Annotated in this window: 24 protein-coding genes; 10 read left to right on the forward strand and 14 right to left on the reverse strand. The window is 71.6% G+C overall.

Going from position 1 to position 24,446, the window contains the following annotated elements:
* Positions 1-45: 45 nt before the first annotated feature.
* The 3 genes from ACFWE2_RS10175 to ACFWE2_RS10185 all read right to left on the reverse strand — a co-directional run bounded on the left by ACFWE2_RS10175 (position 46) and on the right by ACFWE2_RS10185 (position 2,381).
* Positions 46-333: a hypothetical protein gene (locus ACFWE2_RS10175; protein WP_377224101.1), complete on the reverse strand. Its 288-nt coding sequence runs from the start codon at positions 331-333 to the stop codon at positions 46-48.
* A 122-nt stretch (positions 334-455) separates the two neighbouring features.
* A complete protein-coding gene (locus tag ACFWE2_RS10180; protein ID WP_377224102.1) occupies positions 456-1,352 on the reverse strand; it encodes an LLM class flavin-dependent oxidoreductase in 897 nt (298 codons plus the stop codon).
* A 27-nt stretch (positions 1,353-1,379) separates the two neighbouring features.
* A complete protein-coding gene (locus tag ACFWE2_RS10185) occupies positions 1,380-2,381 on the reverse strand; it encodes a helix-turn-helix domain-containing protein (protein WP_377224103.1) in 1,002 nt (333 codons plus the stop codon).
* Positions 2,382-2,448: 67 nt separating this feature from the next.
* Between ACFWE2_RS10185 and ACFWE2_RS10190 the strand changes: the two genes are divergently transcribed.
* A complete protein-coding gene (locus ACFWE2_RS10190) occupies positions 2,449-3,306 on the forward strand; it encodes a serine aminopeptidase domain-containing protein (RefSeq protein ID WP_377224104.1) in 858 nt (285 codons plus the stop codon).
* 96 nt (positions 3,307-3,402) lie between these two features.
* Here ACFWE2_RS10190 and ACFWE2_RS10195 read toward each other — a convergent pair whose 3' ends face one another.
* The 3 genes from ACFWE2_RS10195 to ACFWE2_RS10205 form a co-directional block, all read right to left on the reverse strand.
* The gene (locus tag ACFWE2_RS10195) at positions 3,403-4,338 is read right to left on the reverse strand and encodes a MaoC/PaaZ C-terminal domain-containing protein (protein ID WP_377224105.1); all 936 of its coding nucleotides are present in this window, start codon (positions 4,336-4,338) and stop codon (positions 3,403-3,405) included.
* The gene (locus ACFWE2_RS10200; RefSeq protein ID WP_377224106.1) at positions 4,335-5,684 is read right to left on the reverse strand and encodes a 3-oxoacyl-ACP reductase; all 1,350 of its coding nucleotides are present in this window, start codon (positions 5,682-5,684) and stop codon (positions 4,335-4,337) included. Before ACFWE2_RS10200 ends, ACFWE2_RS10195 begins: the two co-directional genes overlap by 4 nt.
* Before the next feature lie 119 nt (positions 5,685-5,803).
* A complete protein-coding gene (locus tag ACFWE2_RS10205; RefSeq protein ID WP_377224107.1) occupies positions 5,804-7,126 on the reverse strand; it encodes an acetyl-CoA C-acetyltransferase in 1,323 nt (440 codons plus the stop codon).
* Between the two features lie 185 nt (positions 7,127-7,311).
* Between ACFWE2_RS10205 and ACFWE2_RS10210 the strand changes: the two genes are divergently transcribed.
* Positions 7,312-8,052, forward strand: coding sequence for a TetR/AcrR family transcriptional regulator (locus ACFWE2_RS10210; RefSeq protein ID WP_377224108.1), 741 nt, complete (start codon positions 7,312-7,314; stop codon positions 8,050-8,052).
* Between the two features lie 83 nt (positions 8,053-8,135).
* On the forward strand, positions 8,136-10,250 hold the full coding sequence (locus ACFWE2_RS10215; protein ID WP_377224109.1) for an acyl-CoA dehydrogenase: 2,115 nt from the start codon (positions 8,136-8,138) through the stop codon (positions 10,248-10,250).
* A 12-nt stretch (positions 10,251-10,262) separates the two neighbouring features.
* Here ACFWE2_RS10215 and ACFWE2_RS10220 read toward each other — a convergent pair whose 3' ends face one another.
* Together ACFWE2_RS10220 and ACFWE2_RS10225 are read right to left on the reverse strand one after the other, a co-directional pair.
* Positions 10,263-10,562, reverse strand: a complete 300-nt coding sequence (locus ACFWE2_RS10220; protein ID WP_377224110.1) for a hypothetical protein — start codon at positions 10,560-10,562, stop codon at positions 10,263-10,265.
* Positions 10,563-10,838: 276 nt separating this feature from the next.
* Positions 10,839-11,714 carry a DUF2599 domain-containing protein gene (locus ACFWE2_RS10225; protein ID WP_377224111.1) on the reverse strand — a complete coding sequence of 292 codons (876 nt, stop codon included), beginning with the start codon at positions 11,712-11,714 and terminating at the stop codon, positions 10,839-10,841.
* Positions 11,715-11,827: 113 nt separating this feature from the next.
* Here ACFWE2_RS10225 and ACFWE2_RS10230 point away from each other — a divergent pair, with 113 nt between their 5' ends.
* A complete protein-coding gene (locus ACFWE2_RS10230) occupies positions 11,828-12,484 on the forward strand; it encodes a hypothetical protein (protein ID WP_377224112.1) in 657 nt (218 codons plus the stop codon).
* On the opposite strand, the gene ACFWE2_RS10235 is transcribed toward ACFWE2_RS10230, so the two are convergent.
* From ACFWE2_RS10235 to ACFWE2_RS10245, 3 genes are all read right to left on the reverse strand, one after another.
* Positions 12,450-13,562 (reverse strand): T6SS immunity protein Tdi1 domain-containing protein, encoded by a 1,113-nt coding sequence (locus ACFWE2_RS10235; RefSeq protein WP_377224113.1) that lies wholly within the window; start codon positions 13,560-13,562, stop codon positions 12,450-12,452. The genes ACFWE2_RS10230 and ACFWE2_RS10235 overlap by 35 nt on opposite strands.
* A 95-nt stretch (positions 13,563-13,657) precedes the next feature.
* Positions 13,658-14,308: a response regulator gene (locus tag ACFWE2_RS10240; RefSeq protein ID WP_377224114.1), complete on the reverse strand. Its 651-nt coding sequence runs from the start codon at positions 14,306-14,308 to the stop codon at positions 13,658-13,660.
* Positions 14,305-15,426 carry a sensor histidine kinase gene (locus ACFWE2_RS10245; RefSeq protein WP_377224115.1) on the reverse strand — a complete coding sequence of 374 codons (1,122 nt, stop codon included), beginning with the start codon at positions 15,424-15,426 and terminating at the stop codon, positions 14,305-14,307. Before ACFWE2_RS10245 ends, ACFWE2_RS10240 begins: the two co-directional genes overlap by 4 nt.
* 213 nt (positions 15,427-15,639) lie before the next feature.
* Between ACFWE2_RS10245 and ACFWE2_RS10250 the strand changes: the two genes are divergently transcribed.
* Positions 15,640-16,014 carry a hypothetical protein gene (locus ACFWE2_RS10250; RefSeq protein WP_377224116.1) on the forward strand — a complete coding sequence of 125 codons (375 nt, stop codon included), beginning with the start codon at positions 15,640-15,642 and terminating at the stop codon, positions 16,012-16,014.
* Positions 16,011-16,637, forward strand: a complete 627-nt coding sequence (locus tag ACFWE2_RS10255) for a hypothetical protein (protein WP_377224117.1) — start codon at positions 16,011-16,013, stop codon at positions 16,635-16,637. Before ACFWE2_RS10250 ends, ACFWE2_RS10255 begins: the two co-directional genes overlap by 4 nt.
* On the opposite strand, the gene ACFWE2_RS10260 is transcribed toward ACFWE2_RS10255, so the two are convergent.
* Together ACFWE2_RS10260 and ACFWE2_RS10265 are read right to left on the reverse strand one after the other, a co-directional pair.
* A complete protein-coding gene (locus ACFWE2_RS10260) occupies positions 16,572-17,339 on the reverse strand; it encodes a ComF family protein (RefSeq protein WP_377224118.1) in 768 nt (255 codons plus the stop codon). The genes ACFWE2_RS10255 and ACFWE2_RS10260 overlap by 66 nt on opposite strands.
* A complete protein-coding gene (locus ACFWE2_RS10265) occupies positions 17,336-18,241 on the reverse strand; it encodes a DNA-processing protein DprA (RefSeq protein ID WP_377224119.1) in 906 nt (301 codons plus the stop codon). Before ACFWE2_RS10265 ends, ACFWE2_RS10260 begins: the two co-directional genes overlap by 4 nt.
* A 148-nt stretch (positions 18,242-18,389) precedes the next feature.
* Here ACFWE2_RS10265 and ACFWE2_RS10270 point away from each other — a divergent pair, with 148 nt between their 5' ends.
* Positions 18,390-18,878: a GNAT family N-acetyltransferase gene (locus ACFWE2_RS10270; protein WP_377224120.1), complete on the forward strand. Its 489-nt coding sequence runs from the start codon at positions 18,390-18,392 to the stop codon at positions 18,876-18,878.
* Here ACFWE2_RS10270 and ACFWE2_RS10275 read toward each other — a convergent pair whose 3' ends face one another.
* Complete coding sequence (locus tag ACFWE2_RS10275) at positions 18,879-19,799, reverse strand: EamA family transporter (RefSeq protein ID WP_377224121.1); 921 nt, start codon at positions 19,797-19,799, stop codon at positions 18,879-18,881. It abuts the gene before it with no gap.
* Positions 19,800-20,020: 221 nt separating this feature from the next.
* On the opposite strand from ACFWE2_RS10275, the gene ACFWE2_RS10280 reads away from it, so the two are divergent.
* The 3 genes from ACFWE2_RS10280 (at position 20,021) to ACFWE2_RS10290 (ending at position 24,425) form a co-directional block, all read left to right on the forward strand.
* Positions 20,021-20,896, forward strand: a complete 876-nt coding sequence (locus ACFWE2_RS10280) for a family 16 glycosylhydrolase (RefSeq protein ID WP_377224122.1) — start codon at positions 20,021-20,023, stop codon at positions 20,894-20,896.
* A gap of 84 nt (positions 20,897-20,980) precedes the next feature.
* Complete coding sequence (gene purL / locus ACFWE2_RS10285) at positions 20,981-23,320, forward strand: phosphoribosylformylglycinamidine synthase subunit PurL (RefSeq protein ID WP_377224123.1); 2,340 nt, start codon at positions 20,981-20,983, stop codon at positions 23,318-23,320.
* A gap of 142 nt (positions 23,321-23,462) precedes the next feature.
* Positions 23,463-24,425 (forward strand): endonuclease/exonuclease/phosphatase family protein, encoded by a 963-nt coding sequence (locus ACFWE2_RS10290; protein ID WP_377224124.1) that lies wholly within the window; start codon positions 23,463-23,465, stop codon positions 24,423-24,425.
* Positions 24,426-24,446 lie beyond the last annotated feature (21 nt).

The following is a 24,446-nucleotide window of genomic DNA, read 5'->3' on the forward strand; positions in this document are numbered from 1 at the left end:
GTACCGTCCTGGACGGTACGACCCCGGCGCCGCGTCGTGTGCGACTCAGAAGTCGCGGTTGTCCTGCTCCGTCACCCGCGTGCCGTCAGCCCCGAAGTCCCGGTTGTCCCCGAACTCCCGGTTGTCCGGTACCGAGGTCACCCGCGTGCCGTCAGCCCCGAAGTCCCGGTTGTCCCCGAACTCCCGGTTGTCCGGTACCGAGGTCACCCGCGTGCCGTCGGCCCCGAAGTCCCGGTTGTCGGCGGCCGTCGCCGATGCGGCACCCAGGATGCCGACGGCCGCGGTGAGGACCGCTGCGGCGCCCGCGGCAGCGATTCGTGCGGACTTCTTCATGGTGCGCCTCCTTTGTCGCCGGAAGGGCGGTCCCCCGGCGCGACCACGTTGAGGCAAGGCGCCCCACGACTCAACGACTTTTGGCTGACGCCGAATGTCCGCGCCTCGACGGCGCCGGCGTGCTATGCGTCGTTCAGCAGCGCCTGGGCCGCGCCCACCACCTCGATGAACCGCTCCATGTCCGGCTCGTCCTCCGTCGGCTGGAGGGCCACGGTGGTCGCGCCCGCCGTGCCGTACCGCCGCACACCGTCGGCGAGCGCCTGGGCCTCGCCCCACAGGGCGTAGGAGGCGAGGCCGTCGTCGTCGGCAACGTCCATGCCCCAGGCGGTGAGCTCGGCACGCAGGCGCGTGACCGCGTCGGGGCCGGTCGCGGCGGACACGTTCTGGATGACCGGGAACGGTGCGGCGGCGTCGCGGCCGGCGGACGCCCGGCCCTCGGCGACCCGGTCGAGCACGGCAGGCAGACCGGCCAGACCGACGGAGCCCTCGAGGACGACGCCGTCACCGATCTCGCCGGCGAGGCGCAGCGACTTCGGCCCGGTGGCGGCCACCGGAACCGGCACGGGTTGTGCGGGCGGCCAGTCGAGCGCGACGTCGTCGAGGGACACGTACCGGCCGGACGTCGTGACCCGCTCGCCGGCGAGCAGCGCGCGCAGCGCCGTCGAGTACTCCCGCATGAGGGTCAGGGGCGACGCGGCCTTGGCGCCGACCTGCGCCATCCACGACTGCACGCCGTGCCCGATACCGGGGATGAGCCGGCCGGGGAACATCCCTTCGACGGTCGCGACCTCCATCGCGGTGAGCGCCACGTTCCGCAGCGGCGTCGGCATGACGCCGATCCCGACGCGGACGTGGTCGGTGGCGGACAGGATCGCGCTGGCAGCGGAGATGCCACCGGTCTGGAAGCAGTCCTCCCACAGCCAGATCTCCTGGATACCCGCGGACTCGACGGCGCGGGCGAGCGGGATGATGCGAGACGGCGGGGTCGATGGGCGGATGATGCACGCCAGTGTGGTCATGGCCTCACGCTGTCATGGAGCGACCGGTCAGATCCAGCCCTTACGTGCGGCGTGCCAGCCGAGCTGGATGCGGGTCGAGACGCCGGCGACGCCCATCAGGACCTTGACGCGACGCTGCACGGTGCGCAGGGAGAGTCCGAGCTGGTTGGCCACCGACTGGTCGGTGAGGCCGGCCAGCATGAGTGCGAGGATCCGGCTGTCCTCCTCGTCGAGCTCGGAGCTCTCGGCGCGTTCGCCCGGCGGCGCGAAGGGCGTCGCGTCCCGCCACACGCTCTCGAACAGGGCGATCAGGGCGTCCAGCAGCCCGGACGGATGGATGATCAGCGCGCCCACCAGGTCGGGCGCGAGGCCGGAGCCCTCGGTGCCCGCCTCGACGACGGTCTGGATCGGCACGAACGCGAGCCGGCGGTCGATGATGAACAGCTTGATCGGCACCCGCTCCGAGAACCGCACGTCCTCGCCGTTCTCGATGGCCTCGGCGATGTCGTCCACCCGCAGCACGCCGGTGTCGAGGAAGACCCGGTCGACCACCACGCGGTATCGCACGCCGCGCGCGACCGCCTGGTCCTCCGCGGTGTTCTCGTCGGCGGGCATCACGAACACCGGCGGCTTGGTGAACGACTCGACCGTCTCGCGTGCGCCGAGCTGGAGCTGGATGATGCGGTGCTTCACCGCGTCGGCGCCGCGCACGACGTCGACGACGTCGGTGGCGGGCCGCAGCGCGGACGAGCGCCGGAACTCCTCCTCGAGCTCGATCAGCTCCTCCTGCGCCGCACGGATCTCGTCCTTGCGGCGGGCGAGCAGCGCGCCCAGCGCGATCTCGGGCGGAGCGGCCTGGAAGCGGGAGTCGTCGGCGCTCTGCCGGGTCGCCAGGCCGTGGCTCTCCAGCGCGCGGAGGACGTCGAGCGCGTCGCCGGGGTCACAGCCGAGCCGGCGCCCCAGCTCCGCCGCGTCGAGGGACGGGGAAGCCACGAGGTCGCGGTACGCGAGGGACTGCGACTTCGTCAGGCCGAGCACGTCGCCGAGCATGGTGTCCTCCCGCAGGATGAAGTTCGCAGGGCCCTCGCGAGGATACGGGATTGGTAACCTCCGGCACGTGAGCACCGAGGACGTGAGCTTTTCCGCCGACGGCGAGCCGGTCGCCGGCCGCTGGTTCCTGCCGGACGGCGACCCGGTGGGCGTCGTGGCGATCGCGCCCGCGATGGCCATGCCCATGCGGTTCTACCGGCACCTCGCGGCCTGGCTCGCGGAGCGCGGCTTCGCGGTGCTCACGTTCTCGTACCGCGGCTCGGAGCCCGAGCTCTACGGTCCGATGCGCAGCTCGTCGGTGACCGCCCTGGACTGGTACCACGACGCGGAGCTCGCGGCGGGGCACGCGCGCGCCCGGGCGGACGCCGCCGGCGTACCGCTCACCTGGGTGGGGCACTCGTTCGGCGGCCAGAGCCTGGGCTTCCTGTCCGACGTCGGCGTGGACGGCTGCGTGATGGTCGCCTCAGGCACGGGCTGGCGGGGCAAGGCCGCGCCGAGGATCAAGCGCTGGTCGCCGCTCCTGTGGCGAGCCATCGCACCCGTCGCGATCGCCGCGACCGGCTACTACCCGGGCCGCCGCCTGCGGATCCTGGACGACCTGCCGGCCGGCGTCATGCGCCAGTGGGGCCGCTGGTGTCTGCACCGGGACTACCTGTTCAGCGAGCACCCCGAGCTGCGGGACCGGTTCGCGAAGGTGCGGACACCGGTCACCGCCCTCTGGACCGCCGACGACGAGCTCATCTCCCCTGAGTCGATCCGGTACTGGAGCAAGGAGTTCCCGAACGCGCCGATCGAGTTCGTCGAGCTGCGCGCCGCCGACCACGGCCTGACCCGCGTGGGCCACTCGGGCTTCTTCCGCCCGAAACGCGCCGTCCTGTGGGAGGAGATCCTCCTCCCCCGCCTGGCCCGAACCACCGCGAAGTAGAGCGTGTGTCCGACACCTGCTCTACTTCGCGCGCACCGCTGCGGCGAGATAGAGCGGGTGTCGGACACCCGCTCTATCTCGCGGACCTCGGTGGGTTCAGAGGGGAGTGACCGTGCCCTGGAAGTGGCGGGTGGGCTTGCCTGAGCGCCAACCCTCGTAGACGAAACCGGCTCCGCCGGTCCGACCACTCTCGCCGGCCGAGGCCTCGGCCGCGTAGCGGATCGCCACGTCGACCGTGCTCGGGAGCAGCACCGGCTTGAAGAACTCGACGGTCCACTCGTACGTCGCGCCCCGCCGTGCGGGACCCACCTCGGCCAGCGCCCGTGCCGCCGTGTACATCCCGTGCGCGATCGCCCGGGGGAAGCCGAACGCCTTGGCGCCAAGGCTCGACGTGTGGATCGGGTTCTGGTCGCCCGAGATCGCGCCGTACGCCCGGCCCGTGCCGGCGCCGAGCTTCCAGCGTGCGGTCGGCAGGGGCGCCGTCCACTCCTCACGGGATGCCTCGGCCTCGGGCGCGCCACCGCCAGGGGCCGTGAAGCCCTTGGCGAGGTAGGTCGACACGCTCTGGTAGGCGAGCGCGCCGCCGACCAGCACCTCGGCGACCAGGTCCACCTGGACGCCACGCCGGTGCGCCCGGGCGTCCTGCGCCCAGGCCCGCACCGTCAGGGTGTCGCCGAGCCGCACCGGCCGGAGCACCCGTGCGGTGTTGCGCAGGTGCACCATGCCGAGCAGCGGCAGCGGGAAGTCGCCGCGCACCATGACGGCTGTCGCCAGCGGGAACGCGAGCACGTGCAGGAACCCTGCAGGCAGCACCTCGGACGACGGCTCGCCGAGCAGCCGCTGGTACGCCGCGAGGTGCGCCGCCTGGCCCGCTGTGCCGACGTCCGCCACCTGGTAGGCCTGCTCGGGCAGCTTGACGGCGCCCTTCGGGCGTTTGCTCGCGGAGCCGGCGAGGCCCCTGGCGAACAGGCCGCCCAGCCCCGGTAGCTGGGCAAGCTCTGTCACGTCGTACGACGCCGGTGCGCCCGTCATCGGCCCAGCATGGACTGGCCGCAGACACGCAGCACCTGTCCGTTCACGCCGCGAGCCACCGGGGACGACAGGAAGGCGATGGCCTCCGCCACGTCGACCGGCAGGCCGCCCTGCTGGAGCGACGGGATGATGCGCCGGCCCACCTCGCGCGTCGCGAACGGGATCGACCGGGTCATCTCGGTCTCGATGAACCCGGGCGCCACCGCGTTGGCCGTGCCGCCCAGCTCCGCCACGAGCGGCGCGGTGGCGGCCGTGTGGCCGATCACGCCGGACTTCGAGTACGCGTAGTTGGTCTGGCCCTTGTTGCCCGCGATGCCCGACGTCGAGGCGAGCGACACGATGCGCAGCCCTTCCACCCCGGCGGCCAGCAGCTGCTCGTTGATGCGAAGCTGCGAGGCGAGGTTCACCGCGATGACGGCGTCCCACTGGGCGGGCTTCATGTTCGCGAGCAGCTTGTCGCGCAGGATGCCCGCGTTGTGCACCAGGATGTCGAGGCCGCCGAGGTGCCGGGCGGCCTCCAGGATCCTGGTGCCGGCGTCGGCGGCGGTCACGTCGAGCTGCACGGCGGTGCCCTTGATCTCGTTCGCGACGGCCGCCAGCGACTCGCCCGCCGCCGGCACGTCCACGACCACGACCCTGGCGCCGTCCCGGGCCAGGGTGCGCGCGATCGCCGCGCCGATACCGCGTGCGGCACCGGTGACGACGGCGACCTTGCCGGCCAGCGGCCGCTGCCAGTCGACGTCGTCGAGGTCGTCCGCCGGACCGACGGGCAGCACCTGGCCGTCGACGTACGCCGACTTGGCGGACAGGAAGAAGCGGAGCGTGCCGAGCGCGGAGGTCGAGTCGGCGGCGGCACCGCCGGTGAGCTGCACACCGTTCGCCGTGGCGCCGCCCCGCAGCTCCTTGCCCACCGAACGCGTGAAGCCCTCGAAGCCGGCCCTGGTGGCGGCGACGGCCGGCGAGTCGCCGGCCTCCGGCGCGCGGGAGACGACAACGACCCGGCCGTTGCCCGCGAGCCTGCGGAGGGTGCCGCCGAGGGTGAGCACCGCCTCCGAGACGGCCTCAGGGGTCTCGGCAGCCGTGCCGACCAGCACGACACCGCCCCAGCGGACGTCGTCGGCGCCCTCGGTGGAACGACGCACGTCGACGTCCCACGATCCGAGGGCCTTGGCGATCGCGTCGGCGTCGCCGGCCGAGGCGCCGTCCGACACGACGAGCACCGGGCCCACCGTGAGGGGGGCGTCGGCGGCGTAGCGGCGCAGGATCGCCGGGCGGGGGAGGCCGAGCTGCTTCGAGAGCTTCTTGCCGAGTCCGCCGTTCACGAACGTGGTGTAGTTGTCAGCCACGAGATTCCTTCCGGTTCTGGGGAGCGGGCTCAGGCAGTGTCGTCTACCGTCTGAGCCCGTTGCTTCGCTACGGGCGAGTGCCTCGTTCCTCGGCCCTCACCCTTCGCTGCGCGCTGGGCTCAAACGGACTCGACGATCGCGACGGCGCCAAGGCCACCGGCCGCGCAGACCGAGATGAGCGCGCGTGCCGGACGGCCGGTCTCGGCGGCCTTGGCGGCCACCAGCTTCGCGGCGGTGGCGATGATGCGTCCGCCGGTCGCCGCGAACGGGTGGCCCGCCGCGAGCGAGGAGCCGTTCACGTTGAGCTTGCTGCGGTCGATCTTGCCGAGCGCACCGTCGAGACCGAGCTCGGTGCGGCAGTACTCCTCGTCCTCCCACGCGGCGAGCGTGGTCAGCACGGTGGAGGCGAACGCCTCGTGGATCTCGAAGAAGTCGATGTCCTCGAGGGTCAGGCCGTTGCGGGCCAGCAGACGCGGCACGGCGGCGGCCGGCGCCATGAGGAGCCCTTCGTGGCCGTGCACGAAGTCGACGGCGGCCGTCTCGGCGTCCACGAACTTCGCGAGGATCGGCAGGTCGCGCTCCTCGGCCCACTCGCGCGAGGAGAACAGGACGGCGGAGGCGCCGTCGGTCAGCGGCGTGGAGTTGCCGGCCGTCATGCTCGCCGGCTCGGCGAGCTTGGTGCCGAACACCGGCTTGAGCTTCGCGAGCTTCTCGAGGGACGTGTCGGGACGCAGGTTGTCGTCGCGGGTCAGGCCCTTGTACGGGGTGACCAGGTCGTCGAAGAAGCCGGACTCCCAGGCGCGGGCCAGGTTCTGGTGCGAGTTGAACGCGATCTCGTCCTGCGCCTCGCGCGAGACGCCCCACTTGGCGGTGGTGATCGCCTGGTGCTCGCCCATGGAGAGGTGCGTGCGCGGCTCGCCGGTACCGGGGGTGGCCGGGGCCAGGTCCTTGGGGCGGATCTGGAGCAGCGCCTTGATCTTCGCCCCGGTGGTCTTGGCGTGGTTCGCGTCGAGGAGCGCGGCCCGCAGGCGGTCGCTGACCACGATCGGCGCGTCCGACACGGTGTCCGTGCCGCCGGCGATCGCGGACTCGATCTGGCCCAGCTTGATCTTGTTGGTCACGGCGATCGCGGCCTCGAGCCCGGTGGCGCACGCCTGCTGCACGTCGTAGGCGGGCGTCGTCGGCGACAGGGAGGAGCCAAGCACCGACTCACGGATCAGGTTGAAGTTCTTGCTGTGCTTGAGGACGGCGCCACCGGCGACCTCGCCAAGGCGTTCGCCCTGCAGGCCGAACCGGGCGACGAGGCCCTCGAGCGCCGCGGTGAACATGTCCTGGTTGCTGGTCCGGACGTACTTCTTGCCGGCGCGGGAGAACGGGATGCGGTTGCCGCCGATGATCACGGCTTCGCGCGTGGTCGGGACGGGGGAGGGGGTAGTGGACACGTCGCTGTTCCTTCTCACTTCGTCGTCGGGCAAGTGGCTTGGTAGGTCGAGCCTCGTCGAGGCCAGGACAGGCCGCTACCCGGTTCGCGTCCGGGGTGGTGCCCAGGACTCACAGTACCTGATACTCTCAGTCTCGTGAGACGAATCACAAGACCTCTAGCGAGTCACGGTGGGGAGGCGGACCGATGAGCATCGGAGTCGACGGTCGTTCGACCCGCTGGGACGACCACCGCACGGCCCGTCGGGCGGAGCTCGTCCGGGCCGCGCGCAAGGCTGTGCACCGCCTCGGGCCCGCGGTCTCGATGGACGAGATCGCCGCAGCGGCGGGTACGTCGAAGTCAATCGTCTACCGGTACTTCGACGACAAGGCGGGCCTGCGGCTCGCCGTCGCCGAGACCGTGGTGATGCAGATGCACGACGCGCTGCGTGCAGCGGCGCAGCGCGCGGACAACCCCGAGATGGCGCTGCGCGAGATGGTACGGGTCTACCTCGAGATGATCGAGAGCTCGCCCAACGTCTACTGGTTCGTCACCCGCACCGCCATCGGCGGCAACGAGCCCGCGCCGGTCGAGAGCGGACGCCGAGGCCGCCGCGCCCCGGCCGCCGAGGAGGTCGTGGACGCCGCCGTCCCGACCACGCCGGTCGACCTGCACCCGCTGGGCGCCTACCTCGACTCGGTGATCGAGCTCGTCGCCGAGCCGTTCGCGCGGGCCACCGACGTCCCCCAGGCCGATGCCGCCGCCTGGGCGGCCGGCGCCGTCGGCTTCGTGCGGGGCTCCGGCGAGTGGTGGCTCGGCCACCGCAACGTCGAGTCGAGCCCGCTGACCCGGGAGGAGCTCACCGAGCGCGTGACGCTCTGGCTCTGGACGGGCCCGGTCGGCGTGCTGCACCACAACCGTCCTGGTTCCGCACCCGCCACCGCCTGACCCGCTCGGCCCCGAACACTCTTCGACCCACCCTCCCGAGACCCAGTACCTGGCCTGCCGGCCGAAAGACCGAGGAGAACCCGATGACGACCACCTCCGAGCCCGTGACCACCCCCACGGCCGCCGAGGCCGCAGCGCCCGCACCCGTGGCACCCCGGCCGGCGTCGGATGCCCGCGTCGACGTGCCCGCCCTCGAGCAGATGCTGCTCGGCCGCTGGGCCGAGGAGCGCGCAGAGGCCCGGCACATGGTGGCTACGCACCCCGAGCTCTGGAAGCGGGAGGGGATCACCAAGGAGGAGCACCGGGAGATCGCCCTCGTCCAGATGAAGGAGCTGGTCAAGCACCGCCAGGTCCTCCGGGCGTTCCCCGAGCGTCTCGGCGGTCGCGCGCAGGCGGGCGCCAACCTGGTGGGGTTCGAGGAACTGGTCGCCGCCGACCCGTCGCTGCAGATCAAGGCGGGCGTGCAGTGGGGTCTGTTCGGCTCCGCCATCCTGCACCTCGGTACCGAGGAGCAGCAGGACCGGCTGCTCCCCGGCGCGATGGACCTGAGCGTGCCCGGCGCGTTCGCGATGACGGAGACCGGCCATGGCTCCGACGTCGCCTCGATCGGGACGACCGCCACGTACGACCCGGAGACCGAGGAGTTCGTGCTCAACACCCCGTTCCGCGGGGCGTGGAAGCAGTACCTCGGCAACGCGGCCAAGCACGGCGTCGCCGCGACGGTGTTCGCCCAGCTCATCACCAACGGCGTCGACCACGGTGTGCACTGCTTCTACGTGCCGATCCGTGACCCGCGGACGATGGAGTTCCTGCCCGGTGTCGGCGGCGAGGACGACGGCCAGAAGGGCGGCCTCAACGGCATCGACAACGGCAAGCTGCACTTCACGAACGTGCGCGTGCCGCGACAGGACCTGCTCGCCCGCTACGGCCAGGTGGCCCCGGACGGCACCTACACGTCCACCATCGACAGCCCCGGTCGCCGGTTCTTCACGATGCTGGGCGCCCTGGTGCAGGGCCGTGTCTCGCTCGACGGCGCGGCGATCGGCGCGGCGAAGATCGGTCTGGCGATCGCCACGAAGTACGCCGACCAGCGGCGCCAGTTCTCGCCGTCCGCGGGCGCCGACGAGCTGACGCTGCTCGACTACGCCACGCACCGGCGCCGTCTCTTCCCGCGCATCGCCGAGGCGTACGCGATGCACTTCGCGCACGACGAGCTGCTCGACATGTTCGACGCCGTGTTCTCCGGCCGCGAGGACACCCCGGCCATGCGCGAGGACCTCGAGACGACGGCCGCCGCGCTCAAGGCGACCTCCACCTGGTACTCGCTGGACACGCTGCAGGAGTGCCGCGAGGCCTGCGGGGGCGCCGGCTTCCTCTCGGAGAACCGCTTCACGGGCCTGCGTGCCGACCTCGACATCTACACCACGTTCGAGGGCGACAACCACGTGCTGCTGCAGCTCGCGGCCAAGCGCCTCGTGGGCGACTACGGCAGGCGGATGGCCGAGGTGGCGAAGTCGCCGGGCGGCATGGCGAGCATCGTCGCAGGGCAGGCCAAGGACGCGGTCCTGCACAAGCTCCCGTTGAAGCGCCTCGGCCAGACCGTGGCCGATGGCGGCCGTGCGCGCTCAGCGGGCCGCCTGCTGGACGCGGAGGTGCAGCGCGAGCTGATCGCCGGACGCTTCGAGGGCATGGTCGCCTCGACCGCGATGGGCATGCGCCCCGCGCTCAAGGCCGACTCCATCCGTGCGCAGGAGATCTTCGACGACAACCAGGTGAACCTCATCGGGTCCGCCGCCGCCTGGGCGGAGCTGGTGCGCTGGGACGCGTTCACGAAGGCCATCGGCAAGGTGTCCGACGCGGGCACCCGCAAGGTCCTCACCCTGCTCCGCGACATCTACGGGCTCACGACCATCGAGCGTCACCTCGACTGGCACCTGACCAACGGCCGCCTCTCGACGGGCCGTGCGAAGGCGGTGACCTCGACGATCGACCGGCTGCTCAAGGAGCTCCGTCCGCACGTGCTCGACGTCATCGACGCCTGGGGCTTCACGCAGGAGCACCTGCGTGCCCCGATCGCCGACGGCTCCGAGAAGGTCCGTCAGGACGAGGCGGCCGCGTACTACCGCCAGCTCCGCGCGAGCGGCACGGCACCGGTCAGCGAGAAGGCGCTGCGCAAGCAGGACGCGAAGCGCGCCTGACGCCGGGCCGGGTCACGCGGCGTCGGGTACCGCCGCCACGACGGGCACGGGGAGCTGCTGCACGGGCGGCTGGACGGGCTCGTGCGCGAGCTCCTCGTCGTCGGCCCCGCGCGCGAGCGGCCCGCCGAGCGTCACCGGGTCGCCCGGCTCCGTCGCCGGCTCCGGTGTCGCCCGCACGGCGAAGAACGTGCCCGCCAGCCCGAGGAGGGCGGCGAGCACGGCGAGCGGTACGAGCTGGTACGCGACGGTGAATCCGAGCAGTGCGCCGCAACCGACCGCGACGGCTGATCCACGGACTAGTACACGGGTCATCAGGAGCCTCCCTGCCAAGGTATCTCCGAGGAGCAATGCCTGACCCCAGGGACTCCCGTTGATCGCTGGGCGCCCACCGATCGCGCTCGGGCGCCCGGCGCGCACCACCACATGAGGTGGGGTCCGGCTGAGCTGGGGCTCATCAGATTGTGTGGCGAGCCTGCCTCGCCTCGTTTCCAGGAAACCTCAAGCCGGGCGCCTTCGCACGTCGAACCGCGACGCCGATGATCACGAACAGGTCACGGCGCGGGGTGACCGGGCCGGTGGCCGTCGTCCTCACACGGGGTTGCACTGGGCGGTGGCGGTCAGGATCAGTCCGACGTCGGGCCGCCATGGCTCCAGGTTCCACGTGGACTTGTCGGGGGCGCCCACGGCGTGACACACGAGCTGGTCGCCCATCGTCGAGCTGTCCGCCTCCGGCTCGGCGGCCACCAACTGGGCGCGGATCAGGTCCAGCCCGGCCTGGCCGGCGTACCGCGCCCAGTCCGTCGGGTCGACGGCGAGCGAACGTCCGCCCTCGTTCTCGCCCCAGGTCGCGCTCTCGATCGCCTGTGTGCCGAGCACGAACGTGACGGGCAGCAGCTCGGCCCGGTCCGTGGGCGCGGGGGACTCCGACCCCCGGAGCGGCCGGACCTGGCCGACCTCCACGAGGGCGTGCGTCGCGTCGACCTCGGTGACCTCGATGTGCGGCGCGTCGTCCTCCGTGCCCGACGGCGGTGCGGGCGGGCCGATCGCCGCCACGGGGTCACCGTTGCCGTCCAGCACGGTGATGCTGCCGTCCGTGTCGACGTCGAGCGCACCGGGGGAGGCGAGCGCGAGACGCGCGGAGCGTCCGGGGGCGAGCGTGAGGGTGACCGTCCGGGTGCCTGGCCCGTCCTCGTCCGCCCGGACGTCGGCGGCCTTCAGGGTGGCGATCTGGAGCACCACGTCGCCGAGGCTGACCGTGGTCGTGCGCTGCTTGGACCGGCCTCCGGCGGGCTTCTGCGACTTTCCGGGTGGCTGTGCGGAGGGCGTCGCGGTGGGTGTCGGCTCCGCGTCCGCACCCCGCGCGCCTGCTGCCCGGTCGGCCAGGCCGCAGCCGCTCAGGGCGAGGAGCGTGGCCAGTGCGACGCACGCGGCGAGGGGCGACTGGGCGGCTCGTCGGATCGGCACCACCCCATTGTGTGGGCAAACGACGTCGCGTGGGCGGTCGACGTCGTGCGGGCGATGGACACGGGTCGGCGCGCTGGGTGGCGCGTGCCGCCGTCAGCCCCTATCTTTAGAACATGCGTTCGAACAAGGTGCTGGTGACTCGTGGTCCCGCCGACGTGCCGGGCCAGTCTGCGCGTGGTGCTGCCGTACCGCGCGAGTCCGGGTTCGCGAAGGGATTCGCGGATCTTACGGAGGCGGTCGACGCCGTGGCCGCCGTCGACGCGCTCCTTTCCTCGCTCGCCGCCTCACGGGCGGTGCTCATGGAATCGGTCCGGGAGTGGGTGGCCGACCAGCCCGAGCTGTTCGACGCTCCGGAGGCGGATGCGGAGGAACCGACCGGACTGGCGCCCGAGCTGGTCGAGCGGCTGGCCAGGGTCCTGCGGATGCCGGAGAGCTCGGCGGTCGCGCTCATCGAGGAGTCCCGTGCGCTGGTGCACGAGCATCCCCGTACGCTTGCCGCGCTGCGCGGTGGGCACATCACCCACGCGCATGCGCAGACCATCCTCGGCTACACGGACGGGCTGGGGCGGAGCAACCGGGTGGCGCTGGAGACCCGCCTGCTGAAGCGCGCGCGCAGCACCACCCCGGGCGAGCTGAGCCTTGTCGCACGGGTCGAGCGTGAGCGTCGACTCCGTCCGGAACGACCGACGGCGGCACCGGTGGTACGTCAGGCGGCGGCCGCCCGGCGGCAGCGGCTCAGTGCCTCCCCCACAGGTCGTCCCACGCGGTGAACGGGTCGTCGGCCCGTGGCGCCTGCTGCGGGCTGCCGCCGGCGGCCAGGGCCGGTGGCTGGCTGTCCCACGTCGGGCCGGCCCACGTCGGGCTGCCCCAGCCGGGGCTGTTCCACGTGGGGCCGGCCTGGCCACGGTGATCCTGGCCTCCGCTGCCCCGGCCGTCGTCGTACGGGAGCCAGCCCTGAGCTGCGCCGGACCCGCCGGCCCACTGGTCGCCCGGTGCCGTTCCGTACTGCTCGGCGGCGGGGTACGCGGGGTCGTGCCCCGCCGCGTACCCGTCGAGCGGAGCCGCGGGCTCGTGGGCCTGGCTCGGCTCGGGCCACTGCTGCGCCGTCTCGGTCTGCCCCGACCAGGCGACGGACCCGCTCTGCCCCGACCAGGACGGCGTGGGCGAGGAATGGACCGGCGCCGGCTGTTCCGGCTCGACAGGCGCCGCGTACCGCTTGCCCTTGTACGGCCGGGCGCCGTCGGACCGGCTGCCAACGCTCTGGCCTGGCGCTGCGACCGCCGCGAAGGTGGTGGTGGCGAGGTACTGCTCGAACGGAACGTCGAAGGTCTCGTCCTGGGACCACGTGCCGTCCCAGGCCGCGGTGGTCCGGGACGTACCGGTGCGGCGACCGTCGTCGGGCATCGGGGGGAGGTGGATCTCGCCCGGGTTGTGCAGCAGCTGGTCGTGCATCTGCCCGACCCAGTTGACCGCCAGCTCGAAACGCATCGCACCGAGCCCGTTCACGCCGAGCTCACCGCCGAGGGCCGGGTGCGGGTTGAAGGCGTAGACGTCCTCCTCGCCGAGGTGGATGCCGCGGCTCCGGGCGTCGCGCACCAGGTCGTCCATGAGATAGGTGGCGCGGCCCTCCGCCGACTCGAGCTCGGCGTACATGGTGACCGCCGAGGCCCAGCGGAGCTCGAGCGTGCCCTCGACCGTGTCCAGGAACCACCATCCGTCCAGCGACTCGAGGAAGATGTCGCCGAAACAGGTCGCGAAGCGCGGGGTCTGCTCGCGAAGCCCCAACCACTGCCATGAGGAGAGCCCGAACTCGAAGGAAACCTTCGGAAAAGTTCGAAGCAGCTTCATGTCCGAATGAAACCACTGTCGGGTAAACGTCGGGAACCCCCCGATGACATCTCTGTTACGCGTTTACTCAGTAGTGGGGCGGCAGCGGCACGGGCTCACGCGAGCCCCGACTGATAGGCGAACACGACGAGCTGGGCACGGTCGCGTGCGGCGAGCTTGATCATCGCGCGCGACACGTGCGTCCGCGCGGTCGCCGGGCTCAGGACGAGGTGCTCGGCGATCTCGTGGTTGCTCATCCCCTGGGCCACGAGGCGGACCACCTCGTGCTCGCGGTCGGTCAGGTCCCCGATCCGGGGGTGCGGCGCGAGCGCGCGCGGCGAGGCGGAGGTGAACTCCCTGATCAGCGTGCGCGTGGCCGACGGCGCCAGCAGCGCGCCGCCGTCGTGCACGGTGCGGATCGCGGTGACGAGGTCCGCCGGCGGGGTGTTCTTCAGCAGGAACCCGCTGGCCCCCGCGCGCAGGCCGTCGACGACGTACTGGTCGTGCTCGAACGTCGTGAGCACCACGACGCGCGTGGCGGTCAGGGCAGCATCCTCGGCGATCCGCCGGGTCGCCTCGATGCCGTCGATGCCGGGCATCCGGATGTCCACGAGCACGACGTCGGGTCGCAGGCGACGCGCCTCCGCGACGGCGGCTATGCCGTCGGCGGCCTCACCGGCGACCGTGAGGTCCGTCTCGCCGGAGATCAGGGCGCGCAGGCCCATTCGCACCAGGTCCTGGTCGTCCACGAGCAGCACCGAGATCATGTGACACCTCCGGCGGGCAGTACCGCCCGCACCTCGAAGTACTCGTCGACGGGACCGGCGTCGAGCCGCCCGCCCAGGGACTCGACCCGATGCCGCATCCCGGTGATGCCGAAACCGGCGACGAAGCCGTCGGCGGGCGCGCGCGGGCCGCGGACACGCGGGTTGCGGACGCACAGGCGGATCAGGTCGGGCTCGTATCCCACCTCGACCCGCGCCGCCGCCCCGGCCCCGTGCTTGACCACGTTGGTCAGCGACTCCTGCAGCACGCGGTAGGCGGCGAGGTCCACCGCGTCGGGCAGCGGCCGGGAGGTACCGCCGATCGTGAGGTCGACGGCCACCCCCGCCGACCGCACCCGCTGCGCAAGCACCTCCAGGTTGGCCAGCCCGGCCGTCGGCGCTCGGTCGGGACCGGCGCCGGACGCGGCACCCGGGCGGATCTCCGCGAGCGTGGTGCGCAGCTCGGTCAACGCCTCGTTCGCCGCCTTCGAGATGGCCTCCAGTGCGGTGGTCGCGTCCTCGGGCCGGCCGAGATGGAGCGCGATGTCCGCCTGCATCTGGATGGCGGCCAGCCCGTGCCCGACGACGTCGTGCACCTCGTGCGCGAGCTGCAGCCGTTCGTCGTCGCGCGCCTGCTGCTCCGCCGCGTCCCGTTCGGCGGACCGGGCCTCGTGCCACATCCGTCTGGCTACGCCGATGCTGAACGGCACCGCCACGATGGCGCTCGCCGGGATCAGCCCGGTCGGCAGGGGAAGCGCGCCCGGATGCGTGAGGACGTGCAGCAGGAGGAGGGCCAGCGTCGCCGTGCCGTACAGCAGGGCAGGGCGGAGCGGACGCCGTCGGGCCAGGGAGTAGACCGCGACCACGACGCACACCATCACCGGGCCGTACGGGTAGTCGAGGAGCAGGTAGGTGACCGTCGCGAGGGTGACCACACCGAGCGTCACCACGGGCCGGCGGGTCCGGAACAGCGTCCCCACCGCAGCGGTGACCGCCAGCGCGTACCCGAGGGCGTCGACGGGGCGCATCCCGGCGGACGCCTCGAGGAACGGCAAAGACACCAGCGTGAGCGTCGTCAGCGCGGCGGTCACGGCGACGTCCACGAGACGCGGCTTCCCCATGTCCCTCACCTCCGGCCCCACTGTGTCCGACGGCGGGCCGGGCGTCACCCCCTGTGCGCCGTACCCCGCTGTACGTCCTGGAGCGTAGACGGGCCACCGCGCCGCCGTCGGACGGCGCAGCGGGACTGCCGTCCCGCGGCCGATCCCGTGCCGGGCCCCAGCCGGAAGGCTGAGGTGCAGGGACGCCGCCCGGCGTCCGAGGAGGGACTGGACATGAATCTCAGGGGAAGTCTCGGGGGAATCGCCGTCGCCGGCCTCGTCGTCGCGACGATCGGCATCTATGTCGCCAGGGCAGGCAGGGCTCCGGCGCCGGTCCTGCCGCCGGCCGTCGTGCTGATGGTCGTCGCCGCCGTGCTGCTCGCCGTGTTCCGCACCCGGACCTGGCCCGCTGTCGTCGCGGTGGTCGTGGCGGTCGCCGAGGCCGCCGGCGTCATCCTGACCGGGAGCCTCGGCAACCTCGGCTTCGCCGAGCCGCTGCTCGGTGCGGGCACCGCGCTACGGGTCATCGGCGTCCTGGTCGTGCTCGTGGCGGGGACGCTGCTGGTGGTGCGGCCGGGTGCTGCGCCGCGAACGGAGCCGACGTCATGAGGCTGGCGCCGCGCGCACGCAAGGCGGTGCTCACCGTGCACCTCGTGGTCGCCGGGGCGTGGATCGGCATCGACGTACTGGTGGCCGTGCTCGTCGCAGTGGGGCTGGGCGGTGGCTCGGACGCCGTCCGGGGGCTCGCCCTGCGGGCCCTCGCCGAGTTCGTGGTGACCCCGATGCTCGTCTCCGCCCTCGTCTGTCTCGGCTCGGGTCTGCTGCTCGGTCTCGCGACCAAGTGGGGCCTGGTCCGCTACTGGTGGGTCACGGTCAAGCTCGTCCTGAACGCGCTGCTGTGCGTCCTGATCGTCGTGGCGCTGCGGCCGGGCATGGCCGACGTCGGCGCCGCCGGCGTGGCGGTCGAGGCCGGGCAGGTCCCGGCGACGGACATCTCGTTCCTCGTGTACCCGCCCGCGGTGTCGCTCACGCTGCTCGCCGTGGCGACGCTGCTGTCCGTGTACAAGCCGTGGGGGCGGGTGCGGCGGCGCTCGCGAAGGGAGGTCGCGGTCGGATCGTCGAGGACGGAGGGCCAGACGGTGCGCTTGTTCGCGGCCCGTAGTAGCTCAGGGGCACACGTTGCCAGTCCACGGGCAGATCGACGGATCGAAGCTCCGTTGACCAAACTCTGAAAGGAAGCGTTTCGTGGGTTCGTAGGTTGGTTTGAGAACCCGTGCCACGGCGAATATCGATACGTCGTGTGCGCCGGCAAGCTTGAGCGCAGATGCCGCGGACTGAGCGTTTGCACCGCTCACCCATGAGTCGTCGATCAGGAGTACGTGCCGAGGGACGTCGGTGCCAGGTGGCACCACGAAGTTCGCCGGCCGGAAGACGTGCTTCTCGAACCCATGGGGTGTCACGTCGAGCGGGACCTGAGTCTCAGGCCGAGCTGCAAGCCTGCGGACCAGCGTCGTCAGGGTGTCGCGTCCCTTGGACGATGGCACAACCGCCCAACCCATCTCTCGGGGTGCAAAGCCCGAGAGCTTGAGATCGCACTCCACATGTCCGCGCAGGCCGAGAGCAAGCAATGAGCGCATGACGAGGATGTGGTCAGGCCCGGGGAAATTGCCCTTGTATTGCTGGACCAGCCGATATGCCTGCGTGTCGTACTGCACGGCGTAGATCAGGATGCCGACGCGATCACAGATGGAGTCGGCGGACTCGGTGAGCTGGCGGCACTGTGGGCAGTAGGCGTCGAGAACGTGGTTGACCGGAGTTGAGCAGATGGAGCAGGTCGATCCTGTGTTGAATGCCGCGTTGAGCAAGTAGCGACCGTGATCGGCGGAGAGATACGCGGCGACAGGTTGAACGCTGCTCGGCAGGTCACGTGTCACACGCCCGCCAGGGCAGCGAGTGCTTCCTCGACCAGGCGAGGGCGCTCACGGATCTCTGTGACGGCGCGTCGCAGGTCCGCCATGGATCCAACGATGTGGACTCCTGGCGTGCCCTGGAGCACCGCTCCCCAGGACGTCGTGGATGCGACCTGCTTGGTGAGGATGACCGGCCGACCGTGCTCCCCGGCCTTGCGCACTTGGTTCCGGGTGCCGCTGTGCTCGCCGGCTTCGATGACGATCGTGGCTAGGCCGTAGCCGGACATGGAGGCGTTGCGCATGGGGAACGACTGCTTCGTCGGTGGGGCGTCGGGAAAGAACTGCGACAACACCAGGCCACGTTCGGCGATCTCGTGCTGGAGCCGAGCATTGACTGCTGGGTACTCACGCGTGATTCCTGTACCGATGAATGCGACCGTTCGGCCTCCGGCTTCGAGTGCGGCGCGATGCGATGCCGCATCGACCCCGGATGCCAGGCCGCTGATGACCGTGAGGCCTTCGTCGACGAGGAAGCGCGCCACCTCCGCCGCCAGGCGCTGGCCGTCAAGCGAAGCACTTCGTGAGCCGACGACTGACATCCCCATGTCATTCGGCCGTAGATCGCCTTCGTAGAAGAGGATTGGTGGGGTCTCGTGGATGTCGAGGAGGCGGCGCGGGTAAGACCTGTCGAGCACTGTCGTGAACTTCAGGGCGCGTTCGCCCCATTGGGCGATCTCAGACAGCGCGGAGTCGAGCGCGGATCGGTCGTCAGGTAAGTCGAACAGAAGGCCCTCGCCGTTCTGGGCTTCCCACACCGCTGTCGCGCTCCCTTCGAAGGCGACCTGCGCGGCGATTCGGCTCCATGGCTCCTCGCGCTTGCGCAGCAGTGCGAGCAAGGCGGCATGCTCGCTGCGTGAGGTCGTCATCTCCTCAGCCTAGGGGCTCCTGGGCGAGACGACACCGTTGAGCCGCGCACTTTATCGAACTGTTGTGCGATTCGGGCGAGTTCTTCGGTCTGACCTGCCGGGCACTCCGAAGCATGGCCATGTCAGAGGCTCGGTCTACGGTCATCGCATGAGCATCGAGGTGCGGGACGCGACACCCGCCGAGTACAAGGCTTTGGGCAAGATCGTCGCGGAGGCGTTCTTCGCTGACGGGCAGCTCGACGCGCCCGGCTCCGAATTCTACGCCGACATCCTGCGCGACGTCGCGAGCCGGGCGGAGGCCGCCGAGATCATCGCGGCGCTGGACGACGGCGTGGTGGTCGGCGGCGTGACGTTCGTGCCGCACGGCGGCCCCATGGCCGACATCGCCCGGGACGGCGAGGCCGAGGTCCGCATGCTGGGCGTCGCACCGGATGCCCAGGGCAAGGGAGCCGGGACCGCGCTGATGCGCGAGTGCATGGCGCGGTCCGTGGGGACGCGCCGGATCGTCCTGTCCACCCAGCCTGTCGCCCACGGCTCGCACCGGCTCTACGAGCGGCTCGGGTTCGTGCGCGAACCCAGCCGGGACTGGGCGCCCGCGCCCGGCGTCGACCTGCTTGTCTACGAGCTGGAGCTGTAGCTACGTGCCGGGGCTGTAACGCCGTCGGTCCGGCCACCGCAGCAGCCCCGACGTGATCGCGACACCCAGCAGGAGCAGCAGGCCACCGCCGGCCTCCGCCACGTTCGGCACCTCGCCCTGCACGAGCCAGGCGGCCGTCATCCCGACCACCGGCACCAGCATGGTGAAGGGCACCACCGCGCTCGCCCGGTGTCGGTCCAGCAGCGTGTTCCAGATGCCGTAGCCGACCAGGCTCGCGAGCCACGCCGTGTAGAGCGTGGACAGCACGGCGGCCCACGTCGGGTGCGTGAGGGCGTGGCCGACGGCTGCGGGGCCGTCCAGCACCAGCGACAGGGCGAACATCGGCACCGGCACCACGAGCGCCGACCACACGGTCATGGACAGGCCGGCCAGCGGGCTCTGCCGGGTGCCGGCCGCCTGCGTCGCCGAGCCCAGCCGCCGCACGATCACGTTGCCTGTCGCCCACGACGCCGCGGCCGCGATGGCGAGCAGGAACGCTACCGCGGGCGTCGCCGCCGAGCGGCCGACGCCGACGACCACCAGGCCCACCGCGCCGAGCAGCACGCCGACGAGCTGCGGCGTCGTGGGGCGCTCGCGGAGCGCGACGCTCGCGAACAGGACGGTGAGGACCACCTGCGCCTGGAGCACGAGCGACGCCAGGCCGGGCGGCAGGTCGAGCGCGATGGCGGTGTACAGGAGGGCGAACTGGCCGAGGCTGAGGAACAGGCCCACCACGAGCACGTCCTTGAGGGCGGCCGCGGGCCGGGGCACCAGGAAGATCGCCGGGATCAGCACCACGACGAAGCGGATCGCGACGAACAGCACGGGCGGTACGTCGTCGACGCCGAGGTCGATCGCGAGGAAGTTGACGCCCCAGATGATCATGACGAGCACGGCGAGGAGCGAGTGGCGCAGGGGCATGCGGTCATCGTCGTTCGGAGCAACCGTGCACGTCCATCGCATATCACTGGCTGACCGTTCAGCGGGACTGAAGGGACGACGACGGCCGCGGCTACGTGTTTTCACCATCTTGTCCCACCGACCGGGTGAAAAGTAGCGTCGCCCACCATGCCGGTGCGATCCGCCGCACGCCCGCCCGACCCCGTCCGGTGGGGGAACACATCTTCGCGAAGGAGCGTCCGATGCGTAGCACGAGACACAGCAGCATCCGCACGACGGCCACGGCCGTAGCCGCCATGACGTTCGTCCTGTCGGCGTCGCTCGCGGCCTCGGCGGCCGCGTCCCAGGCACCCGAGGCCGGTTCGGCGTCCGCCGCCGCTCCGGCCGCCGTCGGCGCACTGACCTGGTCCGACGAGTTCGACGGCGCGGCGGGCAGCGCCCCGAACCCCGCGAACTGGAACCTGGAGACGGGGGCTGGCGGCTGGGGCAACAACGAGCTGCAGAACTACACGAGCTCCCGCGAGAACTCCGCGCTGGACGGCAACGGGAACCTCGTCATCACCGCTCGCCGGGACGGCAACGGCGGCTACACGTCGGCACGGCTGACCACGCAGGGCAAGGTGCAGCCGAAGTTCGGGCACCTCGAGGCCCGGATCAAGATCCCGCGGGGTCAGGGCATCTGGCCCGCCTTCTGGATGCTCGGCGGCCAGATCGGCAACGGCGTCCCGTGGCCCGACTCGGGCGAGATCGACATCATGGAGAACGTCGGCTTCGAGCCCCACATGGTGCACGGCACCCTTCACGGGCCCGGCTACTCCGGTGGCGCCGGGATCGGCGCCGCCTACACGCACCCGCAGGGCTGGTCCTTCGCCGACGACTTCCACACGTTCGCGATCGACTGGGCGCCCGGCCGGATCAGCTGGTCGGTGGACGGCAACGTCTACCAGACCCGTACCACCGCCGACGTCGGCGGCAACCCCTGGGTCTACGACCAGCCGTTCTTCTTCCTGCTGAACGTCGCGGTGGGCGGCAACTGGCCCGGATACCCCGACGGGACCACGCAGCTCCCGCAGCAGATGGTGGTCGACTACGTCCGCGTCTACGACTCCCAGCTCTGACCGCGACAGCCCCGGCGCGTGACGCGTCGTAGACTGGCGGGGCGCTCCGGCGCCAAGAAACCTACCCCGCACGCGAGGAACTACATGACCGCGCCCGCGTCCCAGGCACCCTCCCGCACGACTCCCGCCGTCCCGAGACTGGACACGGTGGAGACCGCCGCGGCCACCCCCGATGAGGTGCAGCCGTACGGAGAGCTCGGCCTCAAGGAGGACGAGTACCAGCGCATCAAGGACATCCTGGGCCGCCGCCCCACCGCGGCCGAGCTCGCGATGTACTCGGTGATGTGGAGCGAACACTGCTCCTACAAGTCGTCGAAGGTGCACCTGAGCAAGTTCGGCGAGAAGGTGACCGACGAGATGAAGGAGCACCTCCTCGTCGGGATCGGTGAGAACGCCGGCGTCGTCGACATCGGCGACGGCTGGGCCGTCACCTTCAAGGTCGAGTCGCACAACCACCCGTCGTTCGTCGAGCCCTACCAGGGCGCCGCGACCGGCGTCGGCGGCATCGTCCGCGACATCATCTCGATGGGCGCGCGCCCCGTTGCGGTCATGGACCAGCTCCGGTTCGGCGACGTGAACCACCCCGACACCGCGCGCGTCGTCCACGGCGTCGTCTCCGGGGTCGGCGGCTACGGCAACTCCCTCGGCCTGCCCAACATCGGCGGCGAGCTCGTCTTCGACGGCTCCTACCAGGGCAACCCGCTGGTCAACGCGCTGTGCCTCGGTGTGCTGCGGCACGAGGACATCCACCTCGCCAACGCGACCGGCCTCGGCAACAAGGTCGTGCTGTTCGGCGCCCGCACGGGTGGCGACGGCATCGGCGGCGCCTCGATCCTCGCGTCCGAGACGTTCGAGGACGGCGTCCCCGCCAAGCGCCCGTCGGTGCAGGTGGGCGACCCCTTCATGGAGAAGGTGCTCATCGAGTGCTGCCTGGAGCTGTTCTCGGCCAAGGTCGTCGAGGGCATCCAGGACCTCGGTGCGGCGGGCATCTCCTGCGCCACCTCCGAGCTCGCCTCCAACGGCGACGGCGGCATGCACGTCGACCTCGACGACGTGCTGCTGCGCGACCCCACGCTGAACGCCGGCGAGATCCTCATGTCGGAGTCGCAGGAGCGCATGATGGCCGTCGTCCGGCCCGACCAGCTTGACGCGTTCCTCGCGATCACGAACAAGTGGGAGGTCGAGACCGCCGTCATCGGCGAGGTCAACGACTCCGGCCGCCTCACCATCGACCACCACGGCCAGCGCATCGTGGACGTCGACCCGAAGACCGTGGCGCACGAGGGGCCCGTGTACCACCGGCCCTACGCCCGCCCGGAGTGGCAGGACGGTCTCCAGGCCGACACGACGACGGCGGCGGGTCTCGCCCGCCCGGCGTCCGGCGAGGAGCTGCGCGAGACCGCGCTGACCCTCCTGGCCTCGCCCAACCTCGCCTCCAAGGCCTGGGTCACCGACCAGTACGACCGGTTCGTCCAGGGCAACACCGCGCTCGCGCAGCCCGACGACGGCGGCGTGGTCCGCGTCGACGAGTCCACCGGGCTGGGTGTCGCACTCGCGACCGACGCGAACGGCCGCTACGGCAAGCTCGACCCGCGCACGGGCGCCGCGCTGGCGCTCGCTGAGGCCTACCGCAACGTGGCAACGACGGGCGCCGAGCCGCTCGCCGTCACGGACTGCCTGAACTTCGGCTCGCCGGAGCACCCGGACTCGATGTGGCAGCTCGTCGAGGCGATCGAGGGCCTCGCCGACGCCTGCCAGGAGCTCGGTGTCCCGGTCACCGGTGGCAACGTCTCGCTCTACAACGGCACGGGCGAGCCGGGCCAGATCGACTCGTCGATCCACCCGACCCCCGTCGTGGGCGTCCTCGGCGTGCTCGACGACGTCAGCACGGCGCTCGCGTCGGGCTGGCGGACCGAGGGGCTCTCCCTTCTGCTGCTCGGCACCACTCGGGACGAGCTCGACGGCTCGGCCTGGGCCGACGTCGTGCACTCGCACCTCGGCGGCCTGCCGCCGCGCGTGGACCTGGCGGCCGAGAAGGCATTGGCCTCCGCGCTCGTGGAGGCGCGCAAGACCGGCCTCGCCGCCGCGGCGCACGACCTGTCCGAGGGCGGCCTGGTCCAGGCTCTGCTCGAGGCGTCGCTGCGCTTCGGCGTCGGTGCGTCGGTCGCGCTCGAGGGCGTGACCGGCCGCGACAAGGTGGACCCGTTCGTGGCGCTCTTCTCGGAGTCGACCGGCCGGGTGATCGTGGCGGTCGACCCCGAGCACGAGGGCGAGCTGACCCACCTCGCGGAGGACGCCGGCGTGCCGGTGCTTCGACTCGGCACCACCGGCGGCGACGCCGTGGTGATCGAGGGCCAGTTCGAGATCCCGCTGTCGGAGGCCCGCGAGGCGCACGAGGGCACCCTCCCGCGCATCTTCGGCTGACCCGCTGTCCCGCTGACCTGCTGACGCCGAGGTAGAGCGTGTGTCCGGACACGCGCTCTACCTCGGCGCAGCAGCATCGCTGAAGTAGAGCGGGTGTCCGGACGCGCGCTCTACTTCGGTGTTTGCCGAATAAGGTCCGGGAGTGCGATTTGTCCATGGGTTCATCGCGTCAGTGCTCTGGATCGTCGCGATCCCTCTGCTCCTCATAGCCATCGCCCGGCTCCTGCCGTTCGACGGCGTGATCCCGCTGCCGCACCTCGTGGCGTTCGCGCCATGGGCGACGTTGGTGACGCTGCCGCTGCTGGTCGTCACGCTCTTCGCCCGACGCAGGGTGCTGGCGGTGCTGCTGACGGCCGCGCTGGCCGGCTACGTGTACTGGCTGGTGCCCTTCTTCGTGCCGCCGAGCGCGTCGTCGCCGGCCGACCCCGCCGACTCCGGCACGCTCCGGGTCATGACCGTCAACGTCCTGTACGGGCAGGCCGACGCCGAGAGCGTCGTCGGCCTCGTGGAGTCCCAGCACGTCGAGGTGCTCGCGGTCCAGGAGCTGACGCCCGCCTTCGAGGAGGCGCTGACGGACGCGGGCCTCGACGAGCTGCTGCCGCACAGCTTCACCGTGCCCGCCGCCGACAGCCCCGCGGGGAGCGGCCTCTGGTCGTCCGCGCCGCTGACCGAGGAGGAAGAGCTGCCCGGCACGAGCTTCGCGATGCCGTCGTCGGTCGTCGGCGCAGGTGGCACCTCGGTCCGCGTCACAGTCGTGCACCCGCACCCGCCGATGCCGACGGACATCACGGCCTGGCGTACCGAGCTGGTCCAGCTCACCGAGCACGTCCACGCGGACGACACACGCCAGATCCTGGCCGGCGACTTCAACGCCACCTACGACCACGCCGGATTCCGTGACCTGCTCGGCTCGCGCTTCTCCGACGCCACGCGCGAGTGGGGCGCCGGACCTGCCGTGACCTGGCCGGAGGGCAGTCAGGTGCCCCCGCTGTTCGCCCTGGACCACGTGGTGGTGGAGCGGGACATGCCGGTCTCCGACGTCGTCACCATGCAGGTGCCCGGCACCGATCATCGGGCAGTCCTCGCCACTGTCGTCGTCGAGTAGCGCGGCCGCCCGCACGACCGC

This window comes from Promicromonospora sp. NPDC060271, from assembly GCF_042726755.1.
In the GTDB taxonomy this organism is placed as follows: Bacteria; Actinomycetota; Actinomycetes; order Actinomycetales; family Cellulomonadaceae; genus Promicromonospora.

Excerpts from the sequence above, each read along its gene's own strand:
- ACFWE2_RS10175 (WP_377224101.1), bottom strand. The coding sequence starts at position 333 with ATGAAGAAGTCCGCACGAATCGCTGCCGCGGGCGCCGCAGCGGTCCTC.
- ACFWE2_RS10180 (WP_377224102.1), bottom strand. The coding sequence starts at position 1,352 with ATGACCACACTGGCGTGCATCATCCGCCCATCGACCCCGCCGTCTCGC.
- ACFWE2_RS10185 (WP_377224103.1), bottom strand. The coding sequence starts at position 2,381 with ATGCTCGGCGACGTGCTCGGCCTGACGAAGTCGCAGTCCCTCGCGTAC.
- ACFWE2_RS10195 (WP_377224105.1), bottom strand. The coding sequence starts at position 4,338 with ATGACGGGCGCACCGGCGTCGTACGACGTGACAGAGCTTGCCCAGCTA.
- ACFWE2_RS10210 (WP_377224108.1), top strand. The coding sequence starts at position 7,312 with ATGAGCATCGGAGTCGACGGTCGTTCGACCCGCTGGGACGACCACCGC.
- ACFWE2_RS10215 (WP_377224109.1), top strand. The coding sequence starts at position 8,136 with ATGACGACCACCTCCGAGCCCGTGACCACCCCCACGGCCGCCGAGGCC.
- ACFWE2_RS10220 (WP_377224110.1), bottom strand. The coding sequence starts at position 10,562 with ATGACCCGTGTACTAGTCCGTGGATCAGCCGTCGCGGTCGGTTGCGGC.
- ACFWE2_RS10230 (WP_377224112.1), top strand. The coding sequence starts at position 11,828 with ATGCGTTCGAACAAGGTGCTGGTGACTCGTGGTCCCGCCGACGTGCCG.
- ACFWE2_RS10235 (WP_377224113.1), bottom strand. The coding sequence starts at position 13,562 with ATGAAGCTGCTTCGAACTTTTCCGAAGGTTTCCTTCGAGTTCGGGCTC.
- ACFWE2_RS10240 (WP_377224114.1), bottom strand. The coding sequence starts at position 14,308 with ATGATCTCGGTGCTGCTCGTGGACGACCAGGACCTGGTGCGAATGGGC.
- ACFWE2_RS10245 (WP_377224115.1), bottom strand. The coding sequence starts at position 15,426 with ATGGGGAAGCCGCGTCTCGTGGACGTCGCCGTGACCGCCGCGCTGACG.
- ACFWE2_RS10250 (WP_377224116.1), top strand. The coding sequence starts at position 15,640 with ATGAATCTCAGGGGAAGTCTCGGGGGAATCGCCGTCGCCGGCCTCGTC.
- ACFWE2_RS10255 (WP_377224117.1), top strand. The coding sequence starts at position 16,011 with ATGAGGCTGGCGCCGCGCGCACGCAAGGCGGTGCTCACCGTGCACCTC.
- ACFWE2_RS10265 (WP_377224119.1), bottom strand. The coding sequence starts at position 18,241 with ATGACGACCTCACGCAGCGAGCATGCCGCCTTGCTCGCACTGCTGCGC.
- ACFWE2_RS10270 (WP_377224120.1), top strand. The coding sequence starts at position 18,390 with ATGAGCATCGAGGTGCGGGACGCGACACCCGCCGAGTACAAGGCTTTG.
- ACFWE2_RS10275 (WP_377224121.1), bottom strand. The coding sequence starts at position 19,799 with ATGCCCCTGCGCCACTCGCTCCTCGCCGTGCTCGTCATGATCATCTGG.
- ACFWE2_RS10280 (WP_377224122.1), top strand. The coding sequence starts at position 20,021 with ATGCGTAGCACGAGACACAGCAGCATCCGCACGACGGCCACGGCCGTA.
- purL (WP_377224123.1), top strand. The coding sequence starts at position 20,981 with ATGACCGCGCCCGCGTCCCAGGCACCCTCCCGCACGACTCCCGCCGTC.